We start from the raw sequence: 19,444 nt of genomic DNA on the forward strand, positions 1-19,444 counted from the left end.
GATGAGTAATTATGTATTAACTTTTGGTGATGAGATTTAAATTAATGTAATTGAATTAAAATATCATAATTTTATTTTAAGTATATTTCTCATAAAGTAAAGATTATGAAATTAAATTTAAGAAGAAACTATATTTTTTATTATTTCTTAAATATTAGAAATGAATATATGATTTATTATACTTATTTCATGAATTTTATTTAGACTTTAGAATATAATAATGATTTTAATATATAAAATACCGCCAATTAAAATCACTTGTAATTATCTTTATAATTACAAGTGATTTTTTAAAACTTAATAAGTGTGTAATTAAAATTCAGCCTGCACCATATATAAGGAAATAAACTTAAACTTCAATAATATTCATTAAATTTTTAGTATTAGTTAAGAAAAAATAAGCTGTTAACCATTAGTATGATATTAATCTTCAATTTTCTCATTTGATAAATATATAAATAAAAATTTATTTTAAAATCCTACATGTTTGGTAAAATTGAAACATATATAATTAAAATCAATTAAATTATGAATAAATATAATAAAAAATAGACAAAATGTGACAAAAATATGGACAGAGATTAAAAAAAATCTATTTATTCTAGTATAAGTATTATTCATACCAATTATATTGAAAAAAAATAGAATCATGATACAATTTTTTTAAAGTTAAACTTAAAAAAATGGGACAAGTAATATAAGGTTAAGGCAAAATTATATTTTAGGTGATGAAAATATATTAAAACTAAAATAAAATTTATTCAAAATGAATTTGTTAAATAAAATTAATTAGACAGTATAAAATAGGTGCTTTTAAAAAAGGAGAACTATATATTAAAGTGTTAAAAATAAATAGTTATATGCTTTTAGTGCTTATTTAAAATGCAAACGATGACATTCTAAATTAAGTTTTGTACATTGATATAGGGAAACAAGCCCCAATTTAAATTTATTCACTAACTTTAAAATATTTTTATATAAAATGTAGTGTTGAATTCTAAGTAATTCGGAGCATGTCTAACTATTTTAGGTATCTAAGTTTTGGAACAAGTAATTTTAAAAGTAAACTTGGAGCCCTATAGTTTTCTTTTAGTTAACTTTCTGATTTGACAGGTTAAATAAATAGGAAACATCAATGTTCATATAAAAAATTATATTAAATTAAGGAGGGAAAGTTTATGAAATTTATAAAAAAGCCATCTAACAAATTTCAATTAGGATTTTGCGTAGTTTGTGACAAAAATTGCGATAACAGATGTGCAGATCAATGTATAGTTATGGATCCTAGTAGCAATAGTTAATAAAAAATATCAAAATTGATTAAGTGGGGGTGGAATAAATGAAATTTATAAGAAAACCATCAGAAAAATATGCGTTAGGTTTTTGCAATGCATGTTCAGAAAATTGTCATAACGATTGTTCTAAACAAGCTGGATGTGGTTATTGTACATCATACAATGAAAGTAATTAATTTTAAATACAGTAAGCAAAATATAACATTTAACAATTGTATAACGTAATTATTAATTTAAGTTTGTAATTAGAGTTTATATAAATATAGTAATTTTAAAAGCATAAATAATGGATAGTAGAGGTAGTAGTATATGAAATTTATAATTAAGCCTAAAAATTTTAAAAATGGTTTATGCTATTGTGATCAGTGCGATTATTGTTCATTAAAATGTGCTAGTAGATGTGGAATTTATACGTAATATAAAATAGTATAGTAATTTTATTGATAATTGTTATATTAAATTTTATAGGGAAACTATTTTGTTGATAAATTTCAAATTAAATTCTTTAATTTCTTTCTTTTATAGGGAATAACTTTTCAAGAAAAACTAGCATAGCTTTGATGAATTTATAAAATTTAGAGTGGCTATATGATTAACTCAATATAGTAGATACTATGAGGGGAGAGAAATTATGAAATATGTGAAAAAACCAGCTGAAAAATTTTCTAAAGGATATTGTTTAATATGTTCAGGAAATTGTATAAATGACTGCGTAGGACAAACTATATGTCAATATGCATTTAATTAATAAGAAGATACATTCTTAGAAATTTAAATAAATATTAAAAATTTATCAATAAAATTCAGAAAATTATAACAATAGCTTTAAGAATTATAGTAAGCGTTATAAAGATATCATATAATTCGTAGTTTAAGGGCATAAAAAGGGAGGGCTGATAGGTGAAATATATTATTAAAAATATGAACTATAAAGATGGATTTTGTGTAATAGGGTGTTCAGACAAAGGTTGCAGTAAGGTATGTGTAAACAATTGTACAAGAGTTTGCGTCGTGGATTGTCCAATTAACGGAAATTAATATAAAAGTAATACAACAAGTGTTTTGATTGGAGATTTTATCATGAAATATGTAATTTATAGAAAGAAGGAATTAAGATATAGTTTAGGCTATTGTTATTGTAGCAATTGTAGTGATTGTCATGAAAATTGTGGAAATCAATGTAAGACATATTATTATTAAATAATCTGTTATAATCTTAAGTTTTAACTTTATTATAAATTAAAAGTAATTTTGTTCTACACTATTTTATAATATGATTTTACTTAAAAATATACTCCAAATTTTTAATTTATAAGTTTAACATACTAAGTAAGTTATTTAAGACTTGTGTTAGGATTATATCTTAAAATATATAATCAGTGCTAATATGTTAATTTGTAATATTGATTTTATTAATAATTAAAAATTAATTTATATATTAATAAGAAAATAGGAGGAGTTTATGAGATATATAATAAGAAAATCAAAAAATGAAGATGGCTATTGTCTTTGTAAAAATTGTCCTAAACGAACTTGTGCGGAAGTATGTCTAGAAGATGGTTGCATTGATGTTTGTGTGGTATATAGCTTAAATTTCTAAATCATACTTATGTATAGATAAGTTTTTTGGTGTCTTACATTAAAGTATATAAAATTAACAGTAATATATTAAATATTGATTTCTCTTTTCGTAATATTATAGGGAAACAAGCTCAAATTTAAATTTATTCAATAACTTTAAAAGTCAACTTGGAACCCTATAACATGAAAAGAGAAGTCAATTTATATAAATTCAATGAATTAGGAGGGGGTCATGAAGTATATAATAAAAAAATCAAAGAATATGAATTGGTATTGCTATTGTTCAGATTGTAATGTGTGTGAAAATTGCAATAATTGCGAGGTATATCATTCTATGATATAAAACAAATAAATTTAATTGTAAAAAATTACATATTAGGGGGCAGGAATTATGAAAAAATCAAAATATAATAAGATAATTAAATTGGAAAATGGGAAAACAATAGCTTTTAATAGTGTTACTTGTGCATTAGCAGAAGTAGAGGATGAATTTTTGAATGTACTAGAAAACATCGAGAATATAGATACTGAAAACTTAAGTGGAAAGATGAAAGAATTAGTTGAGGATATGTCTGAAGGAAATTATATAGTTCATAATGACATGGATGAATTAAAATTATTAAAGTATAGGAATTATAATGGAAAATTTTCAAGTTCATCTTTGGGATTAGTTATTGCACCTACATTAGCTTGTAATTTTGCTTGCCCTTATTGTTATGAAACTCCTAAATCAGGAATGATGACTAAAGAGGTTCAAGATAGTTTAATGGAAATGATAGAAGAAAATGCAAAAAATAAAAATAGTATAAGTATAACATGGTATGGTGGAGAACCACTATTAGCTAAAGATATGATATTTGATTTTTCAAAAAGAGCTATAGATATATGTGAAAAAGAAAATGTTAAATATAGTTCATATATTGTAACAAATGGATATTTAATAGATGAAGAAACTATTGAAAATATGAAAATAGCCAGAATAACAGGAGCTCAAATTACAGTAGATGGACCTCCTAGTATTCATAATAAGAGAAGAAAATTAAAGAATTCAGATGAGGAAACTTTTACTACAATAATTTCTAATGTGAAAAAGCTTATAGATGGTGGAATAAAAAATATAGCTATTAGAATAAATGTAGATAAAACAAATATTAATCATGTTGAAGAATTATTAGATATATTAGAAGAAAATGGTTTGAAAGATGTTATTGTAAATTTAGGACATGTTACTGCATACACAGATACTTGCAATGGTATAGCAAATAGCTGTTTAAATACAGAAGAATATGCAAAAAGTGATAGCAAATATCAGAAAATATTATTTGAAAGAGGGTATAAAGTTTCAGGAGCATATCCATTTTATCCAAGTATAAAAGCAAATTACTGTTGTGCTGATAATGTTGGAGCTTATGTAGTTGATGCAGAAGGATATATGTACAAATGTTGGAATGATGTAGGAAATATTGATAAGGCTGTAGGAAATGTGACTACAATTAAAACTAAAGTAGATGAAAAAATGTATGCTCGTAATATGGATTATATATTATGGTCACCTTTTGAATATGAGGAATGTAGAGAGTGTAGCATATTACCAATATGTATGGGTGGGTGTCCTTATAAAGGAACAATGAATGAAAAGCCAGAATGTGAGAAATGGATATATAATTTAGAGGAAACAATAATAGCAACATATAATCAAAGTAGTGAAGTTGGATGTGATAGGGGATGTTGCTGTGAATAACCTTAATCTTGATATTAAAGATTTAAGGGTGTTAAGAGATATGACCGATTATTTTAACTTTTATTATAGAATAAGAAATATAAGAAATATATTTCATTTTAATAATAAAGTTACTATAGATGTTATAGATGGATTAGATGAATTATCAAAAATAATCGGTAATAAAGTACCAGATTGGGTTATTGGTACAAGCTTTGATGATGTAATTCTAATATTAGATCATGATAAGTGGAGAAAGTTAAATAATGAAACTGTTGACAATTTAATACTACATGAATTTATTCATGTAGTATTAAATTCAAAAGCACAAATTAAATTGCCAATTTGGTTGAATGAAGGCTTAGCAATGTATTTTGCTGATCAATATAATTCTTATATAAATAAGGTTCCTAAAATAGGTGAGAATTTTGATTTTTATAAGATTGATTACAATAATAATGAAATTTATCACATATCAGTATATACAGTTATTAAATTAATTGATAAATATGGCATAGATTGTATTGTTGATAAAGCTTTAAAAACTAAAAATTTTGAGCAAAGTGAGATTTTAAATAACAAGAACTTGCTAAGTTTATTTTAAAAATAAAAATAAAATTAAGTTTATGAAAATTAGTTCTGGAATGGGTAGTAGTTAATATAACTATTTATCATTTCTTAATGATAAATAAAAAGGGGATGCAAATAATGAAAGGAAACATAGAAGTACGTAAAGCAAATATAAGTGATATAAATAGAATAAATGATATTATGTTTTGTATTAATGATTTAAGAGCAAAAAGTACAGAATATGATGATTATAAAATCTATCATTCTAGAAGTTCTTTAGAAGAAGTATTAAAAGGTAATAAGGATGAAATGATATTTATTGCTGTGGAAAATAAAAGATTGATAGGAATGTTAAATTTTTCATTTAATAATCCTAACTATATGTTTTTTGCAGATAAATTTATTTATATAAATTATTTATATGTAGATACAGATTATTTACAAGATGAGTATAAGATAGAGTGTGTTACTAAAAAATTATTTGATAACACAATAATAGAGATGAAAAAACATGGTTTTAAGTACATATGTGCAGATGTGCTTAGTAAAGAAGATGAATTAAGGGAAATACTAGAAAAAAATCATATGAAAAGTTATAGGCATAGATTATGTAAGAAAATAAAAACTGTTTAAATTAAATAATCTAATTTAGGGAGAAATTATGAAAAAAATATTAAACAATATATGGGAAGTAGCAAAAGAATACAAATGGCAAGAATTAATAGGTTTAATTTTTACTATTTTATATACAATTGCTGTATTTATATCTCCAATTGTATCTAGATATTTGATTGATGAAGTTATCCCAAGCAATTCACTTGATAAGCTGAAAATAGGAATATTAATATTTTTTGGAGGATGTATATGTCAACCTATATTTGGATACATAAAAAATAAAGTATTTATGAAAATAAGTGAAAATATAACAATAATGTTTAGAGAAGAGATGTTTAATAAAGTAATAAATGCACCTATGGAATTTTTTGATGGATGTAATAATGGAGCGATTGTATCTAGAATAAGTAATGACGGTAGAAATGTAAGTGAATTTATTACTAACTTTTTCGTTGTTGTTGTAAAAAATATAGTGCTAATAATTATGATTATTATTGGAATGTTAATTTTATCTAAAGAAATTACTTTAATAGTTATTTTATTATATGCAATATATTTTTTTGTTAACTGGAAAATATCTCATAAGTTTAATCCAATGTCCAAGGATATTCAGGAAAGCTATGATCAAATATGTATAAAAATTAATAGGAGCGTAGGATTGGTTAATACTATTAAAGCATTTAACCAAGAGGATAAAGTTAAAAAAGAGTTTAAGGAAATAATAGAGAAAAATTATAGGAACAATTTAAAGTTTAGAAAATTAAGTATGTTAATGAATAGTATAAGCAATGGAATAATGATAACATCATTGTCTATTGTATATGGAGTAGGAAGTTTACTTGTAATGGATGGAAAAATAACAATAGGAACAGTTGTAGCTATAGGGTTATATTTTCAGTTATTAGTACAACCTATATATGAGTTGTTGAATAGCAATATAGACATACATACAATAATACCTATATTTAATAGAATTAATGAATATATGAATTTAAAAACTGAAAGAGCGAGTAAGCAAAAAAATGAAATTGTTTATATTGAAGAGATAGAATTAAGAAATGTTAGTTTTAAGTATAGCAATGGAAGTGAAGCGGTAAAAAATATTAATTTAAGATTACCATCAAATGGTATTTTTGCAATAGTTGGAGATTCTGGTGCAGGTAAAAGTTCTTTAATAAAGTTATTAAGTGCTTTTTATGATTCCTATGAAGGTGAAATAAGAATAAATAAGAAAGAGCTAAAAGAATATGGAGTAAGAGATGTTAGAAGTGTTATAAGTTTAGTATCACAAGATATAGAATTATTAAATGAATCTATTAAAAATAATATAAAAATGGGTAGAGATATAGAAGATTTAAAGATAGAGGAAGTTATAAGAAATTTGAATTTAGAAGAATCTATAAAAAAGTTAGAATTAGGTTATGACACTGTAATTAATGAAAGAGTTAATTTATCTGGTGGGGAAAAACAAAGGTTGTCTATTGCTAGAGCATTGGTGAAAAAATCATTAATTTATATTTTTGATGAACCGACAGCCGCATTGGATACTATAAATGAAAAAAGAGTAAAAGACATATTAGAAGAGTTATCAAAACAGAGTCTTGTAATTATAATAACTCATAATTTGAGTTTACTAAATAAGGCTGATTGTATTTATACAATGAAAAAAGGTGAAATAGTTGAGGAAGGAAATTATGAATATTTAACTGAAAAAGACTCATATTTTTCTAAACTTATGAAAGAGCTTTCTAACAAGTAATATAAGTAGTTGGTGTACAAGCTTAGAAATAAATATTGTTTATAAGATAAAGTTAGTAAAGAGGTGATTGTAATGAAAAAAATGGTTATAGGATTTGTAAGTGTTATTATAATTACTTTAATTTTAACTTCATGTGTTCAAAAAAATAAAAATAAAATAAAATTTGATAAGGAAAGTGTTCCATATAGTAAAGAAGAAATCAGTGATTACACTTATAAAATAGAAGGTGATTCACTTGGAATAAAGAATGATTGTGGAAACTTAAAAATAGAGAAAAGTAATGTGGATAAAGTTAAGATTAGGATGGAAAAACTTGTTGGTGGAAAAAGTGAGGATAAATTGCAAGATGTGTTAGATAGTATGAATTGTACTTTAGAAAATGGAGTTGTTAATATCAATTCAACTTGGAAAGACAATTCTTCTATAAATTCAATAAACATAGAAACTACTATAATTGTTCCAAGCAGTATTCAGTCAATAAGTATAGAAAACAACATTGGAGATATTAATATAGCAGGCAATTATGATGCTTTAAAAATTGACATAGAAAATGGAGAAATATCATACACTGGAAACTTAAAAAAAGGAAGTATATTTTCAAAAATTGGAAATGTTAATTTGAATCTACAAAACTTAAATAGTGATTATAGTTATGATATTCATGGTGAAGTTGTAAATGCAAAAATTAAAATACCAAAAGGAAGTAAGATTAAAGCTATAGGTTCTATGGCTGAAAAAGTTAAAATTAAAGATGAAATAAATGTTGATGAAGATGGAGCAATATTTGATATAAATGCTAAAGTAGGAAATATAAATATAGAAAATTAGAATGAAATTTGGGGGTATGCTTATGAATTTTGTTATTAGAGAAGCCAAATTATCTGATTTAGATAATATATTGGAATTATGGAGAGAGTTATCTGTAGATCAATTAGGAAAAGATAGTTACTATAAAGGAAACTTAGAATTTAATTGTGGTACTAATCAAATTAAAGAGTCTATATTAAATGATAATTGTGGAATGTTTGTTGTAGAATCTGGTGAAGATATTCACGGATTTGTAGAGGTATGGATAAATAGAAAAGATTTTGCTTTTGAAAATGATGATTATGCATATATATTGCACTATTATGTAAGGGAAAAAAGCAGGGCTGTAGGAAACATATTTTCTATTATATACCGTCTTTATAAAAGTGCTGAGGAGTGGTCTATAGGTAAGGGAAAGGACTATGTGGTGTCAGATGCTTTTGAGCATAATAAAAAAATAGTTAGGTTGTTAAAAAGAGTAGGCGTATCTAAATACAAAACACGAATGGTAAGAGAAATATGAGGTTGTTTTTAAAAATAGCATTTAACAGTATAAAGAAGAACAAGGTTAGATACATATTACTAACATGTACATTAGTTTTATCTACAATTATTATGTTAGCTACATCTATAATAAAAGATTCTGCTATTAAAATTAGAGAGGATCAACTTAGAAAAACAACTTTAAATAGTCAATTATTAATAACAAAATCTGATGAAAAAAATCCTTTTTTTAACCCTGAAGATATTATAAAGTCTATTGAAGATATAGAAGGAATAAGTCATGTTGTGCCTAGAATAGGAGGTATAGCAAAAGACATTAAAACTTTAAAGAATGTAAATGTTATTGGAGTTAATTTTACTAAACAAAAAGCTGCATTCCCAATAGAATTAATAGATGAGTATGAAGTTAAAGATACGGAAAACGAAATCATAATTAATGAAAAATATGCAGATGAAAATTCTTTAAAGGTAGGGTCTAAAGTGAAACTATCAATTCAAGATAAGGAAAAAGAATTTATTATAAGTGGAATAGCTAAAAATACAGGAGTGTTTAATTCAAATATGAACACTGCAATGATTAATATTAGTGATGCTCAATATCTTTTAAGTCAAAATGAAAATGTTTATTCAGTTGGAATAACAATAAAAAATCTAGATAATATAAATAATATGATTGAAGAAGTACATTCTAAAATCTCATCTGATTTTATAATTCAACAAAGATATGATATAGATTATTTTAAATCATACGTAGGTACTATAGATATGGCATTAAAGATAATTGGCATATTATCTATATTTATCACACTATTTTTAACATATTCAACATTCTCACTTATAATTTATGAAAGGTTACATCAAATAGGTATATTAAGAAGTTTAGGAATATCAAGAAAAGATATTGCAATAAGTGTCATAGTGGAAAACTTACTTATAGTTCTAAGTTCAATAGTTATAGGAAGTATATTGACTGTTCCGTTTGTAAAAGTAGTTTTAAATTATATAGTACAAGATGGTTATTTTAATTTAAGTTTGGTGAAATTTTTATACATAGATGTCTTAATTGTACTTTTTAGCATCATGGTAATAGTAATTTCTTTAAAGAATATACTGAAGATGTCTGTTATAAATCTTTTAAAAGGTATAGATAAGAAATCTTATAGAAGTAAAGGAAAAAAAATGTTCCAATATCTTTGTGGAGTTTTATCATTATCACTGTCAATAGTAATTTTAATTAGAGAATATAAAAGTGAAAATGGAGTATTTTTATTAATTTTAGGTTCTCTTTTACTTATTGCTGCTTTTATTTTATTAGTAAAAGTTTTACTAATAATAGTTAATGGGATTTTGGGGAAAATTCTTTCTATATTTAAAGGTTCGATTAGTATTTTATTTAAAGAGTTTATAATGCAGTTCATTAATATATTAGATATAGTAGTTATTATTTCAATAATTGTTTCATCAATGTATATAAGTGTTGCACTTAAAACAATGATAAATAATGGAGTAATGAATATATATAGGACTGCAGATGTAATGTTAAGTATAGATGGTTCGGTAGAAGAGGATTTTCATGATGAAATTATGAGTATAAAATATATTAATAACTCTTTATTTCAATCAAGAACAACAGAAATTATTAAAGATGTTAAAGTTGATATTGCTGGAATAGACGGTGTTGACTACAAAAAAAATTTTTCAACGGAAATAATTAAACAGGGTGGATCGGATATATTTGAAAAACTTGATGATGGAAAAAATATTATAATAACAACTACATTTAGTAAAAATACTGGTATTAAAGTAAAAGATTCATTAAAAATTAAAGATGTAAATTATAATGTAATTGGAGTTGTTAGTAGTTTTGAAAATATGGGAAAAGTATTATTTATATCTAAGGATAATTTTAAACAGGATATAAAGGTAAAAGATAAGGATATGTGTCTTATAAAAGTTGAAAATGATGATGAAATAGAAACTATAATATATGAAATAGAAAAGCTGTTTAAAAATAAATATGAAAATAAATATTCTATACAAGAGTTATCAGTTCTTAATAAGCAGAATAACGATAATAATGAAAAAATATTTAATATAGTGAATGTTTTAATATGCATTTCTACTTTAATATGCATAATTAGTATGAGCAATAACATTACTATTAATATTTTATCTAGAAAAAAGGTATATGCTACAAAACGAGCACTAGGCATATCTAAAGGGTATTTGAGTAAATGTATTTTATTTGAAGCTATAATTTTGGGAACTTATAGTGGAGTTTTTGGAGTTGGATTAGGTGCTATATTAAGCAATTATATTAATAAAATTTTGTCTTATTATATTGGAGATATGATTTTTATTAAGAATGGTGAATTGATGGTAATACTAGTTTTAATTTCTATATGTATGAGTATTATTAGTTATATATATCCTATAAGAAAAATATCTAAGATAAATATAATAGATGAAATAAAATCAGATGACTGATAAGGGGATTGATTATGAGTATATTAAAAGCTATTAATATCAAAAAAAAGATTAATGTAAGTGATAATTCTTATGAAATATTAAAAGGTATTAATTTAGATGTTAATGAAGGTGAATTTTTAAGTATAATGGGTCAATCTGGGGCGGGTAAGAGTACGCTATTATATATTCTTAGTGCTTTAGATACACCAAGTGAAGGTAGTATATTATTTGAGAGTAATGATATATTTAATATGAAAGATGCAAAGCTAAGTAAGTTAAGACGACAAAACTTCGGGTTTATTTTTCAGTTTTATAATTTAATAGAAGATTTAAATATTGAAGATAATATATCAATTATATTTGAATATGATGGAGTGCCTAAAAAAATATATAAAGAAAGATTAGATTTTTTACTAAATAAAGTTGGTTTATATGAAAAAAGAAAGTGTTATCCATATCAATTGTCAGGAGGACAGCAACAGAGAGTAGCTATAGCTAGGGCTTTGATTACTGATCCAAAAATTATATTTGCAGATGAACCTACAGGGAGTTTAGATTCTGAATCTGGTAACAATGTATTAGAAATATTAAAGGCATTAAATATAAATGATAAAAAGACTATAGTAATGGTAACACATGATAAATATGCTGCATCCTTTAGCGATAGGGTTATAGAAATAAAAGATGGTAAGATTAATACGAATAATAAATAGATTTGAAAAATAAGCCACCTCAAATAGAATTTGAGGTGGCTTATTTTTTTATAAAAGTGAGTTATATATAATACCGTAGATAGATTTAAAGCAATAATCTAAAAGTAGATGCATGAAAATCAATTAACACGAACGAAAAAATAAAAAAATAAAAAAATATACGTAAAATTCATTGACTGTTTTTAAATAAGCTGATATTATAAAGATGAAGAATACACGAAATAAAAAATAAAAATTAAAAATAAAGTTTGCAATGATACGAAAAATAAAACTTTTTATATTTTAAATGTTAAGAGGAGGAGTAGGAGATGGAAAATTATTTTGCATTACAAGATAGTGCAACAGATGTAAGAAAAGAAGTCGTTGGTGGAATAACTACATTTTTAACTATGGCTTATATAATAGCTGTAAATGCTAATATTTTAGGAGCTGAGGGAGTGGGAATGCCACCAGGTGCCATAGTTACTGCTACGTGCTTAACAGCAGGCTTAACAACTATATTTATGGGGCTTTATGCAAAGCTGCCTTTTGCATTAGCACCAGGTATGGGATTAAATGCTTTCTTTGCATTTTCTGTAGTTTTAGGTATGGGGATATCTTGGAATGTAGCATTAACAGCTGTATTTGTAGAGGGTATTATATTTATTTTATTATCTTTAACTAATGTAAGAGAAATGGTTGTGAATGCTATTCCTACAAATTTAAAATATGCAGTAACAGCAGGTATAGGCTTATTTATTTCATTTATAGGATTTATTAATGCTGGAATAGTTATTAAAAGTGATGCTACAACTGTAGCTATGGGAAATTTAATTAGCCCAACTGTGTTAATAGCTGTTGTTGGAGTATTGATAATAGTTATACTTTCTAAAAAAAATGTTAAAGGTGCTATACTTTGGGGTATTTTGATTAGTTCTATTGTCGCATGGGGATATGCTATTATATCGCCAGAATCAGCATTATCTTATGGAATATCATTACCAGAGGGAATATTTAAATATGAATCATTAAAACCTATAGCATTTAAATTAGATTTTTCCTTTTTTAACTCTAAAGCGCAAATTATGCAATTTATAACTATAGTATTTACATTTTTATTTGTAGACTTTTTCGATACCGTTGGAACGTTGGTAGGGGTAGCGTCTAAAGTAGGTATGGTAGATGAAGATGGAAAAGTTAAAAATGCAGGTAAGGCATTATTAGTTGATGCTATAGGAACTACTGTAGGTTCTATTTTAGGAACATCTACTGTTACAACTTATGTTGAAAGTTCAGCAGGAGTGGCAGCGGGTGCAAGAACGGGCTTAGCTTCAGTTGTTACAGGAATTTTATTTTTAATAGCATTATTCTTTTCACCGATATTTATAGCAATACCATCAGCAGCTACAGCACCAGCTCTTATAATAGTTGGATTCTATATGATTGATAGTATAAAAAATATAGATTTTTCGGATTTCACAGAAGGTGTACCTGCTTTCTTGACATTAGCATTGATGCCATTAACTTATAGCATAGGAGATGGATTAACAATAGGTGTTTTAGCTTACGCTAGTATGAATTTTATAAGTAACATAGTAAGTAAAGAAAAGAAGAAAATTTCACCAGTAATGTATATTTTGGCAATAGTATTTTTAATAAAAATTATAGCGTCTCATTAATATTAACATTAATATATAGAATAAGTAAATCTTCAAAGTAATAATTGCTTTACTAAAGATTTACTTATTTTTTATTGTAAAAATTCAATTTAAACAATAATCTTAATTGAAAATTTTTCAGATATTCTTAAAATATGAAATGTAAAAGTTTATGTATATATAGATATACAGGGGAAGTGGGATAAGTGAAAAATGTTATCAAATGATAAAATGAACAGGTTATAAGACGTAGGAATTATATAAATATAAGAATAAGTTTAAAATGATTTTAAAAAAGTAACTATATTAAAAAATGGTGGTTAACTTAAAAAAGTTAAGTTTAGCAAAATAGTTTAATTAAACAATAGGAAAATTAAAAATAAAGTATTTATTTATTATGCTCTGTTGATGGCGTAGTTGAAGCAGACGAAGTTTTCTTTGCTTACTCATATAAAGGAACTAAACCTGCAAATATGCCAAGACCTTCTAGTAAAAGAGTAAAACAAGTTAAAAAGTGTGGTATAAGCAAAGAAATAGATAAATACTTTTATATCAGAAAAATAAACAATCCGAACTAAAAATTTGATAGTTAACAGTAATATACCCCATAGTTATACTATGGTTAAAGATTTTAAGACAAGACAACCGATATTTATATAAAGTTAAATTTATTTACATAATTACTGAGATTATAATCTACAAACTATGTACAATGAGAATATATGGTATTAAATTATAATTCGTAAATTTATAGTTATATAAATATGAAAATAAACTTTTTTATAATTTAGATATATATTAAAATTTAGATTTAATCAATAACAGAAAAAATGCATTATCAATTGAGAATGACAAGTTTATAACTTATATGATTAAATTTATATGAAAGATAAAAGAATAAATTAAATTAATTTTGTACATTATGTAAAAATATATAACATTGGAACATTTTATGACATATTAGAATACCATAAGTTATATTAGTAATTTGCAAGGTGATTTTATGAAAATAAATAATAGATTAAATGGTATAGGTGAATATCATTTTAAAAATCTGGATTATATAAGAGAAAAAAGGATATCTATGGGCAAAAAAGTAGTAGATTTAAGTATAGGAGATCCTAATTTACTAGTAGATGAAAGCATAAAGGAAGGGTTAATTGAAGGTATGAATAAAAAGGGTTTTAATAAATATCCTCCTTATGATGGGTTAGAAGAATTAAAATTGCAAATAATAAAGTATTATAAAGACAAATTTAGTGTACAATTAGAAGAAGAGGAAGTAGTTATACTAATAGGATCAAAAGAAGGAATAAGTAACGTAATACCTTCAGTATGTGATATAGGAGATACTGTTTTAGTACCAGAACCAGGATATCCAGTTTATTATATAGCATCTAAATTATGGGGTTGTTTTCCTTGCACAGTACCATTAAAAGAGGAAAATAATTATTTGGTAGATTTAGATAATATACCAGAAAATACAGTATCGAAAGCTAAGTTAATGTTTATTAATTACCCCAATAATCCAACTGGAGCAAGTGCAACCGAAGAATTTTTTGAAAGAATAGTTAAATTTGCTAAAGAAAAAAATATAATTGTTTGCAATGATGCTGCATATTGTGAAATAATAGAACAAGATATAAAACCTATAAGCATATTACAATTTGATAAAGAAAAAACAGTTGTAGAATTTGGAAGTTTTTCTAAGTTATATAATATGACTGGTTTTAGAGTTGGATATGCTGTGGGAAATAAAGAAGTAATTAAGAATTTAATTAAAGTAAAAAGTAACTTAGATTCTGGCCAGTTTATGCCAATACAATATGCTGCTATTAATGCTTTAAAACTAGGGGATGAATATAATAAACAATTAAAAGAAGAATATAGCAAAAGAAGAGTTTTGGTAAAAAAAATATTACAAGAAAAAAATATTAAATTTTTTGATAGTTATTCTACATTTTATATTTGGTGCAAGACACCTAAAGGATACACAACTTATGAATTTTGCTTAGAACTTTTAAATAAGCATGGAATTATAGTTACACCAGGAGATGTTTTTGGTACTTTAGGGTATGATTATTTTAGAATAGCATTAACACAACCATACAATATAATTGAAAACTCTCTTTCAAGTCTTGACAAATATGAATAAAAGTTATAAAAATGATAGTATGTATAAAGTTTAACAAATTTGAAAAGTAGAGGCTGTTTTGCCTCTATTTACTCTTTAAAAAATCAGATTTTCTTTAATTTCCTATTAAATAATTCAAAATGCTAAATAATACATATATTTTTAACTTGAAATTGATAATGTAAATTTTGTATAATAGTGAATAAAGAATTTTACAAAGAACTCGGAAGGATGCGTTGATAAATGATAAAAAGCATGACGGGCTTTGGGCGTGGGAGTGTACCGAATGGGCACTCAAATTTTATTGTAGAAATAAAAAGTGTTAATCACAGATATTTTGAACTAAATGTAAGAATGCCAAGAGCTTTAATCTCATTAGAAGATGGTATAAGAAAAATTTTAAGTGAAAAAATAAAAAGAGGTAAAGTAGACGTATTTATAACTCAAAAGACACTTGAAAAAGAAAATGTAGAAGCTGTTTTGAATGAAGAACTAATAAAAAGTTATATGAATTGTTTAAATAAAGTTCAAAATATGTATGATTTAAGAGATGACATTTCAACTATGAGTTTAGTGAGGCTTCCAGAAGCCATTACTCTTGAACAGAAGGAAGAAAATTTAGAAGAAGTTTGGAAAGAATTACAAGCTTCTTTAAATATTGCAATGGATTCTCTTTTAATTATGAGATTAGAAGAAGGAGAAAAGCTAAGACAAGACATAGAAAAGAAATGTGATTTAGTTTTAGGTTATGTAAATGAGATAGGTGAAAGAGTACCTGGCACAATATTAGAGTACAGAGAAAAATTAAGGAAAAGACTTAAAGAACTTTTAGAGGATACTCAAATAGAAGAAAATAGATTTGCTATGGAAGTTGCACTACTTGCAGATAAAACTGCAATTGACGAAGAAATAGTAAGATTAAACAGTCATATATGTCAAGTAAAAGAAACTTTAAAAATAGAAGGACCTATCGGTAGAAAACTTGATTTTATAATTCAAGAAATGAACAGAGAAACAAACACAATAGCATCTAAGGTTACAGATTTAAGTATAACTAATTTAGCATTGGAAATTAAAAGTGAAATAGAAAAAATTAGAGAACAAGCTCAAAATATAGAGTAAATAGGAGGACACTAATGGGTATAAAATTAATAAACATAGGATTTGGAAACATAGTTTCAGCTAACAGGTTAGTTGCAATTGTAAGCCCAGAATCAGCACCAATAAAGAGAATCATTCAAGAAGCGAGAGATAGAGGTATGCTTATTGATGCTACATATGGAAGAAGAACAAGAGCCGTAATAATAACAGACAGTGATCATGTAATATTATCAGCAGTACAACCAGAGACTGTTGCTCATAGATTATCATCAAAAGAAGACGACCATCATATAGATGAGGTTGATGAATAAAATGGGAGTTAAAGGGCAATTATTAGTTATATCAGGTCCGTCAGGGGCTGGAAAAGGTACTGTTTGTAAGGCTTTATTAGAGAAAAATGATATATGGATATCAGTTTCAGCAACTACAAGATCTCCTAGGGCAGGAGAAGTTGATGGAATAAATTATTTTTTTACACCAAGAGAAGATTTTCTAAAAAAAATTGAAAATGATGATTTTTTAGAGTATGCTGAAGTATATGGTAATTTTTACGGAACACCTAAAAGTAAAGTTTTTGAAATGCTTGAAAATGGTAGGGATGTAATATTAGAAATAGATATACAAGGTGCACTTAAAATAAAGTCTGCTTATCCAGATGGAGTGTTTGTATTTATACTTCCTCCATCAATGGAAGAATTAGAGTCAAGAATAACAAATAGAGGTAGTGAAACACCAGAATCATTAAAAACTAGATTAAATGCCGCTTATGATGAAATTTCTTTTGCATCAAAGTATGATTATGCAGTAGTTAATGATAGAGTTGAAGATGCTGTAAAGAAAATTGAAAGCATAATAATGGCTGAAAAATGTAGAGTTTATAAAATAAAAGATGAAATATTAGGGAGGTTCTAATATATGAAAAGTAACAATAGTTCAATGATTAACCCATCAATAGTAGATTTATTAAATAAGGTTGAAAACAGATACTCATTAGTAGTAGCAACTTCTAAAAGAGCAAGACAAATAATCGATGGTTCAGAGCCATTAATAGAAACTGAAAGTACAAAACCAGTTACTATAGCTATAAAAGAAATAAATCAAGATGCATTATTATCTGAAAGCCAAGATGTGAAAGAGGGCTTAAAGTAAGATGAACAAAGAAAAGACAGTAGTTATAGGAGTATGTGGCGGAATAGCTGTTTATAAAGCTTTAGATGTTATAAGTAGATTAAAAAAGAAAAACGTTAATGTACATGTTATAATGACAAAATCAGCTACTGAATTTGTGAGTCCTCTTAGTTTTCAATCATTAAGTCAAAATATGGTTATTACTGATATGTTTGCAGAACCTAAAGCATGGGAAATACAACATGTATCTTTAGCTAAAAAAGCAGATCTTATGGCTATAATTCCCGCTACAGCTAATATAGTTGGAAAAGTTGCAAATGGAATTGCAGATGATATGTTATCTACAACAATAATGGCAACTAAGGCGCCAGTTGTTTTTGCTCCAGCTATGAATACAAATATGTATACAAATTCAATAGTTCAGGAAAATATATCTAAGTTAAAAGGTTTAGGATATGAATTTATAGCACCTGAAAGTGGAAGATTAGCTTGTGGTGATGTCGGTGATGGAAAGCTTGCTGATACAGAAAGCATTGCAGAATTTATATTAAGTAAATTAAACAGTAAAAAAGATTTAGATAGTAAAAAAGTATTAGTGACGGCAGGTCCAACTATATCAAAAATTGATCCAGTAAGGTACATAACAAATGGATCAAGTGGTAAGATGGGGTATGCTGTAGCAGAAGAAGCAAGAGATAGAGGTGCAGAGGTTACTTTAATAAGTGGACCTACCAATTTAAAACCACCAACTGGAATAGAATTTATATCAATACAAAGCAATTCAGAGATGTATGATGAAGTATTAAAAAGATTTGGAAATAGTGATATAATTGTAAAATCAGCAGCAGTTGCAGATTATAAGATAAAAAGCTATTCAGAAGAAAAAATAAAAAAAGGCTCTGGAGATTTAATTTTAGAATTTACAAGAGATAATGATATATTAAAATCTTTAGGCAAAATGAAAAAAAATCAAATATTAGTTGGTTTCGCAGCAGAAAGCCATAATCTAATTGAAAATGCAAAAGGTAAAATAAAAAATAAGAATTTAGATTACATAGTGGCTAATGACATAACTGATAATGATGCTGGATTTGCTAAAGATACGAATAAAGTTACAATTATTAAAAAAGATGAGACTTTGATTCCTTTAGAAGTAATGGATAAGAAAAAAGTAGCTGGAAGTTTATTTGATATTGTAATTAAAGATTTAAAATAAAAAGCGACATTGTCGCTTTTTATTTTTATATATAAATATATAAGGGCAAAATAGTAGTTGGTTTTGAAATTATGGTATAATATTAAAAGTTAATTTTTATAGGGTTATAAGCATGTGCGTAAAGCTAAGCCATATTTTTCATGTTTTTCATAACTTTTTTAGTTATAAAAACAAATAAAAAAGCCACTCCTAATA

The 19,444-nt window shown here is 25.5% G+C and carries 22 protein-coding genes and 1 pseudogene; all 23 read left to right on the forward strand.

The genetic code is table 11. The features are described 5' to 3' along the window. Positions 1 to 1,178: 1,178 nt before the first annotated feature. The 23 genes and pseudogenes from AZI32_RS17970 (at position 1,179) to coaBC (ending at position 19,249) form a co-directional block, all read left to right on the forward strand. Complete coding sequence (locus AZI32_RS17970; protein ID WP_082761199.1) at positions 1,179 to 1,301, forward strand: Clo7bot family Cys-rich peptide; 123 nt, start codon at positions 1,179 to 1,181, stop codon at positions 1,299 to 1,301. A gap of 38 nt (positions 1,302 to 1,339) precedes the next feature. Then, positions 1,340 to 1,471, forward strand: coding sequence for a Clo7bot family Cys-rich peptide (locus AZI32_RS17975; protein ID WP_082761200.1), 132 nt, complete (start codon positions 1,340 to 1,342; stop codon positions 1,469 to 1,471). A gap of 455 nt (positions 1,472 to 1,926) precedes the next feature. Further along, positions 1,927 to 2,043, forward strand: coding sequence for a Clo7bot family Cys-rich peptide (locus AZI32_RS17985; protein ID WP_081496223.1), 117 nt, complete (start codon positions 1,927 to 1,929; stop codon positions 2,041 to 2,043). Between the two features lie 152 nt (positions 2,044 to 2,195). Continuing rightward, complete coding sequence (locus AZI32_RS17990; protein ID WP_082761202.1) at positions 2,196 to 2,333, forward strand: Clo7bot family Cys-rich peptide; 138 nt, start codon at positions 2,196 to 2,198, stop codon at positions 2,331 to 2,333. Positions 2,334 to 2,375: 42 nt separating this feature from the next. After that, positions 2,376 to 2,495, forward strand: a complete 120-nt coding sequence (locus AZI32_RS17995) for a Clo7bot family Cys-rich peptide (protein WP_081496222.1) — start codon at positions 2,376 to 2,378, stop codon at positions 2,493 to 2,495. A gap of 262 nt (positions 2,496 to 2,757) precedes the next feature. After that, positions 2,758 to 2,895, forward strand: coding sequence for a Clo7bot family Cys-rich peptide (locus tag AZI32_RS18395; protein WP_157450872.1), 138 nt, complete (start codon positions 2,758 to 2,760; stop codon positions 2,893 to 2,895). A 213-nt stretch (positions 2,896 to 3,108) separates the two neighbouring features. After that, on the forward strand, positions 3,109 to 3,219 hold the full coding sequence (locus tag AZI32_RS18400) for a Clo7bot family Cys-rich peptide (RefSeq protein ID WP_157450873.1): 111 nt from the start codon (positions 3,109 to 3,111) through the stop codon (positions 3,217 to 3,219). A gap of 48 nt (positions 3,220 to 3,267) precedes the next feature. Further along, positions 3,268 to 4,617: a radical SAM/SPASM domain Clo7bot peptide maturase gene (ctpM, locus tag AZI32_RS08840; RefSeq protein ID WP_061995491.1), complete on the forward strand. Its 1,350-nt coding sequence runs from the start codon at positions 3,268 to 3,270 to the stop codon at positions 4,615 to 4,617. Continuing rightward, positions 4,610 to 5,200: a hypothetical protein gene (locus AZI32_RS08845; protein WP_061995492.1), complete on the forward strand. Its 591-nt coding sequence runs from the start codon at positions 4,610 to 4,612 to the stop codon at positions 5,198 to 5,200. Before ctpM ends, AZI32_RS08845 begins: the two co-directional genes overlap by 8 nt. A 104-nt stretch (positions 5,201 to 5,304) precedes the next feature. Next, complete coding sequence (locus AZI32_RS08850) at positions 5,305 to 5,799, forward strand: GNAT family N-acetyltransferase (protein ID WP_061995493.1); 495 nt, start codon at positions 5,305 to 5,307, stop codon at positions 5,797 to 5,799. Positions 5,800 to 5,827: 28 nt separating this feature from the next. Next, positions 5,828 to 7,540 carry an ABC transporter ATP-binding protein gene (locus AZI32_RS08855; protein ID WP_061995494.1) on the forward strand — a complete coding sequence of 571 codons (1,713 nt, stop codon included), beginning with the start codon at positions 5,828 to 5,830 and terminating at the stop codon, positions 7,538 to 7,540. 72 nt (positions 7,541 to 7,612) lie between these two features. After that, positions 7,613 to 8,368 carry a hypothetical protein gene (locus AZI32_RS08860; protein ID WP_061995495.1) on the forward strand — a complete coding sequence of 252 codons (756 nt, stop codon included), beginning with the start codon at positions 7,613 to 7,615 and terminating at the stop codon, positions 8,366 to 8,368. A gap of 22 nt (positions 8,369 to 8,390) precedes the next feature. After that, positions 8,391 to 8,870: a GNAT family N-acetyltransferase gene (locus AZI32_RS08865; protein ID WP_061995496.1), complete on the forward strand. Its 480-nt coding sequence runs from the start codon at positions 8,391 to 8,393 to the stop codon at positions 8,868 to 8,870. Beyond that, positions 8,867 to 11,338: an FtsX-like permease family protein gene (locus AZI32_RS08870; protein WP_061995497.1), complete on the forward strand. Its 2,472-nt coding sequence runs from the start codon at positions 8,867 to 8,869 to the stop codon at positions 11,336 to 11,338. The genes AZI32_RS08865 and AZI32_RS08870 overlap by 4 nt, the downstream gene beginning before the upstream one ends. 14 nt (positions 11,339 to 11,352) lie before the next feature. Then, the gene (locus AZI32_RS08875; protein WP_061995498.1) at positions 11,353 to 12,033 is read left to right on the forward strand and encodes an ABC transporter ATP-binding protein; all 681 of its coding nucleotides are present in this window, start codon (positions 11,353 to 11,355) and stop codon (positions 12,031 to 12,033) included. A 308-nt stretch (positions 12,034 to 12,341) separates the two neighbouring features. Beyond that, positions 12,342 to 13,691: an NCS2 family permease gene (locus AZI32_RS08880; RefSeq protein ID WP_061995499.1), complete on the forward strand. Its 1,350-nt coding sequence runs from the start codon at positions 12,342 to 12,344 to the stop codon at positions 13,689 to 13,691. Between the two features lie 380 nt (positions 13,692 to 14,071). Continuing rightward, a pseudogene (locus AZI32_RS18405) lies at positions 14,072 to 14,330 on the forward strand (hypothetical protein); the annotation flags it as partial. 343 nt (positions 14,331 to 14,673) lie between these two features. Beyond that, positions 14,674 to 15,825: an aminotransferase class I/II-fold pyridoxal phosphate-dependent enzyme gene (locus tag AZI32_RS08885; protein WP_061995500.1), complete on the forward strand. Its 1,152-nt coding sequence runs from the start codon at positions 14,674 to 14,676 to the stop codon at positions 15,823 to 15,825. A 222-nt stretch (positions 15,826 to 16,047) separates the two neighbouring features. Further along, positions 16,048 to 16,926 carry a YicC/YloC family endoribonuclease gene (locus AZI32_RS08890; RefSeq protein ID WP_061995501.1) on the forward strand — a complete coding sequence of 293 codons (879 nt, stop codon included), beginning with the start codon at positions 16,048 to 16,050 and terminating at the stop codon, positions 16,924 to 16,926. Between the two features lie 14 nt (positions 16,927 to 16,940). After that, the gene (locus tag AZI32_RS08895; RefSeq protein ID WP_010292837.1) at positions 16,941 to 17,216 is read left to right on the forward strand and encodes a DUF370 domain-containing protein; all 276 of its coding nucleotides are present in this window, start codon (positions 16,941 to 16,943) and stop codon (positions 17,214 to 17,216) included. Beyond that, positions 17,209 to 17,817, forward strand: a complete 609-nt coding sequence (gene gmk, locus AZI32_RS08900) for a guanylate kinase (protein WP_199868696.1) — start codon at positions 17,209 to 17,211, stop codon at positions 17,815 to 17,817. The genes AZI32_RS08895 and gmk overlap by 8 nt, the downstream gene beginning before the upstream one ends. A 3-nt stretch (positions 17,818 to 17,820) precedes the next feature. Further along, complete coding sequence (rpoZ, locus tag AZI32_RS08905; protein ID WP_061995502.1) at positions 17,821 to 18,054, forward strand: DNA-directed RNA polymerase subunit omega; 234 nt, start codon at positions 17,821 to 17,823, stop codon at positions 18,052 to 18,054. A 1-nt stretch (position 18,055) separates the two neighbouring features. Further along, complete coding sequence (gene coaBC, locus AZI32_RS08910) at positions 18,056 to 19,249, forward strand: bifunctional phosphopantothenoylcysteine decarboxylase/phosphopantothenate--cysteine ligase CoaBC (RefSeq protein ID WP_061995503.1); 1,194 nt, start codon at positions 18,056 to 18,058, stop codon at positions 19,247 to 19,249. Positions 19,250 to 19,444: the final 195 nt, after the last annotated feature.

The sequence above is a fragment of the Clostridium sp. ATCC 25772 genome, assembly GCF_001573875.1.
Lineage (GTDB): Bacteria > Bacillota > Clostridia > Clostridiales > Clostridiaceae > Clostridium_J > Clostridium_J senegalense.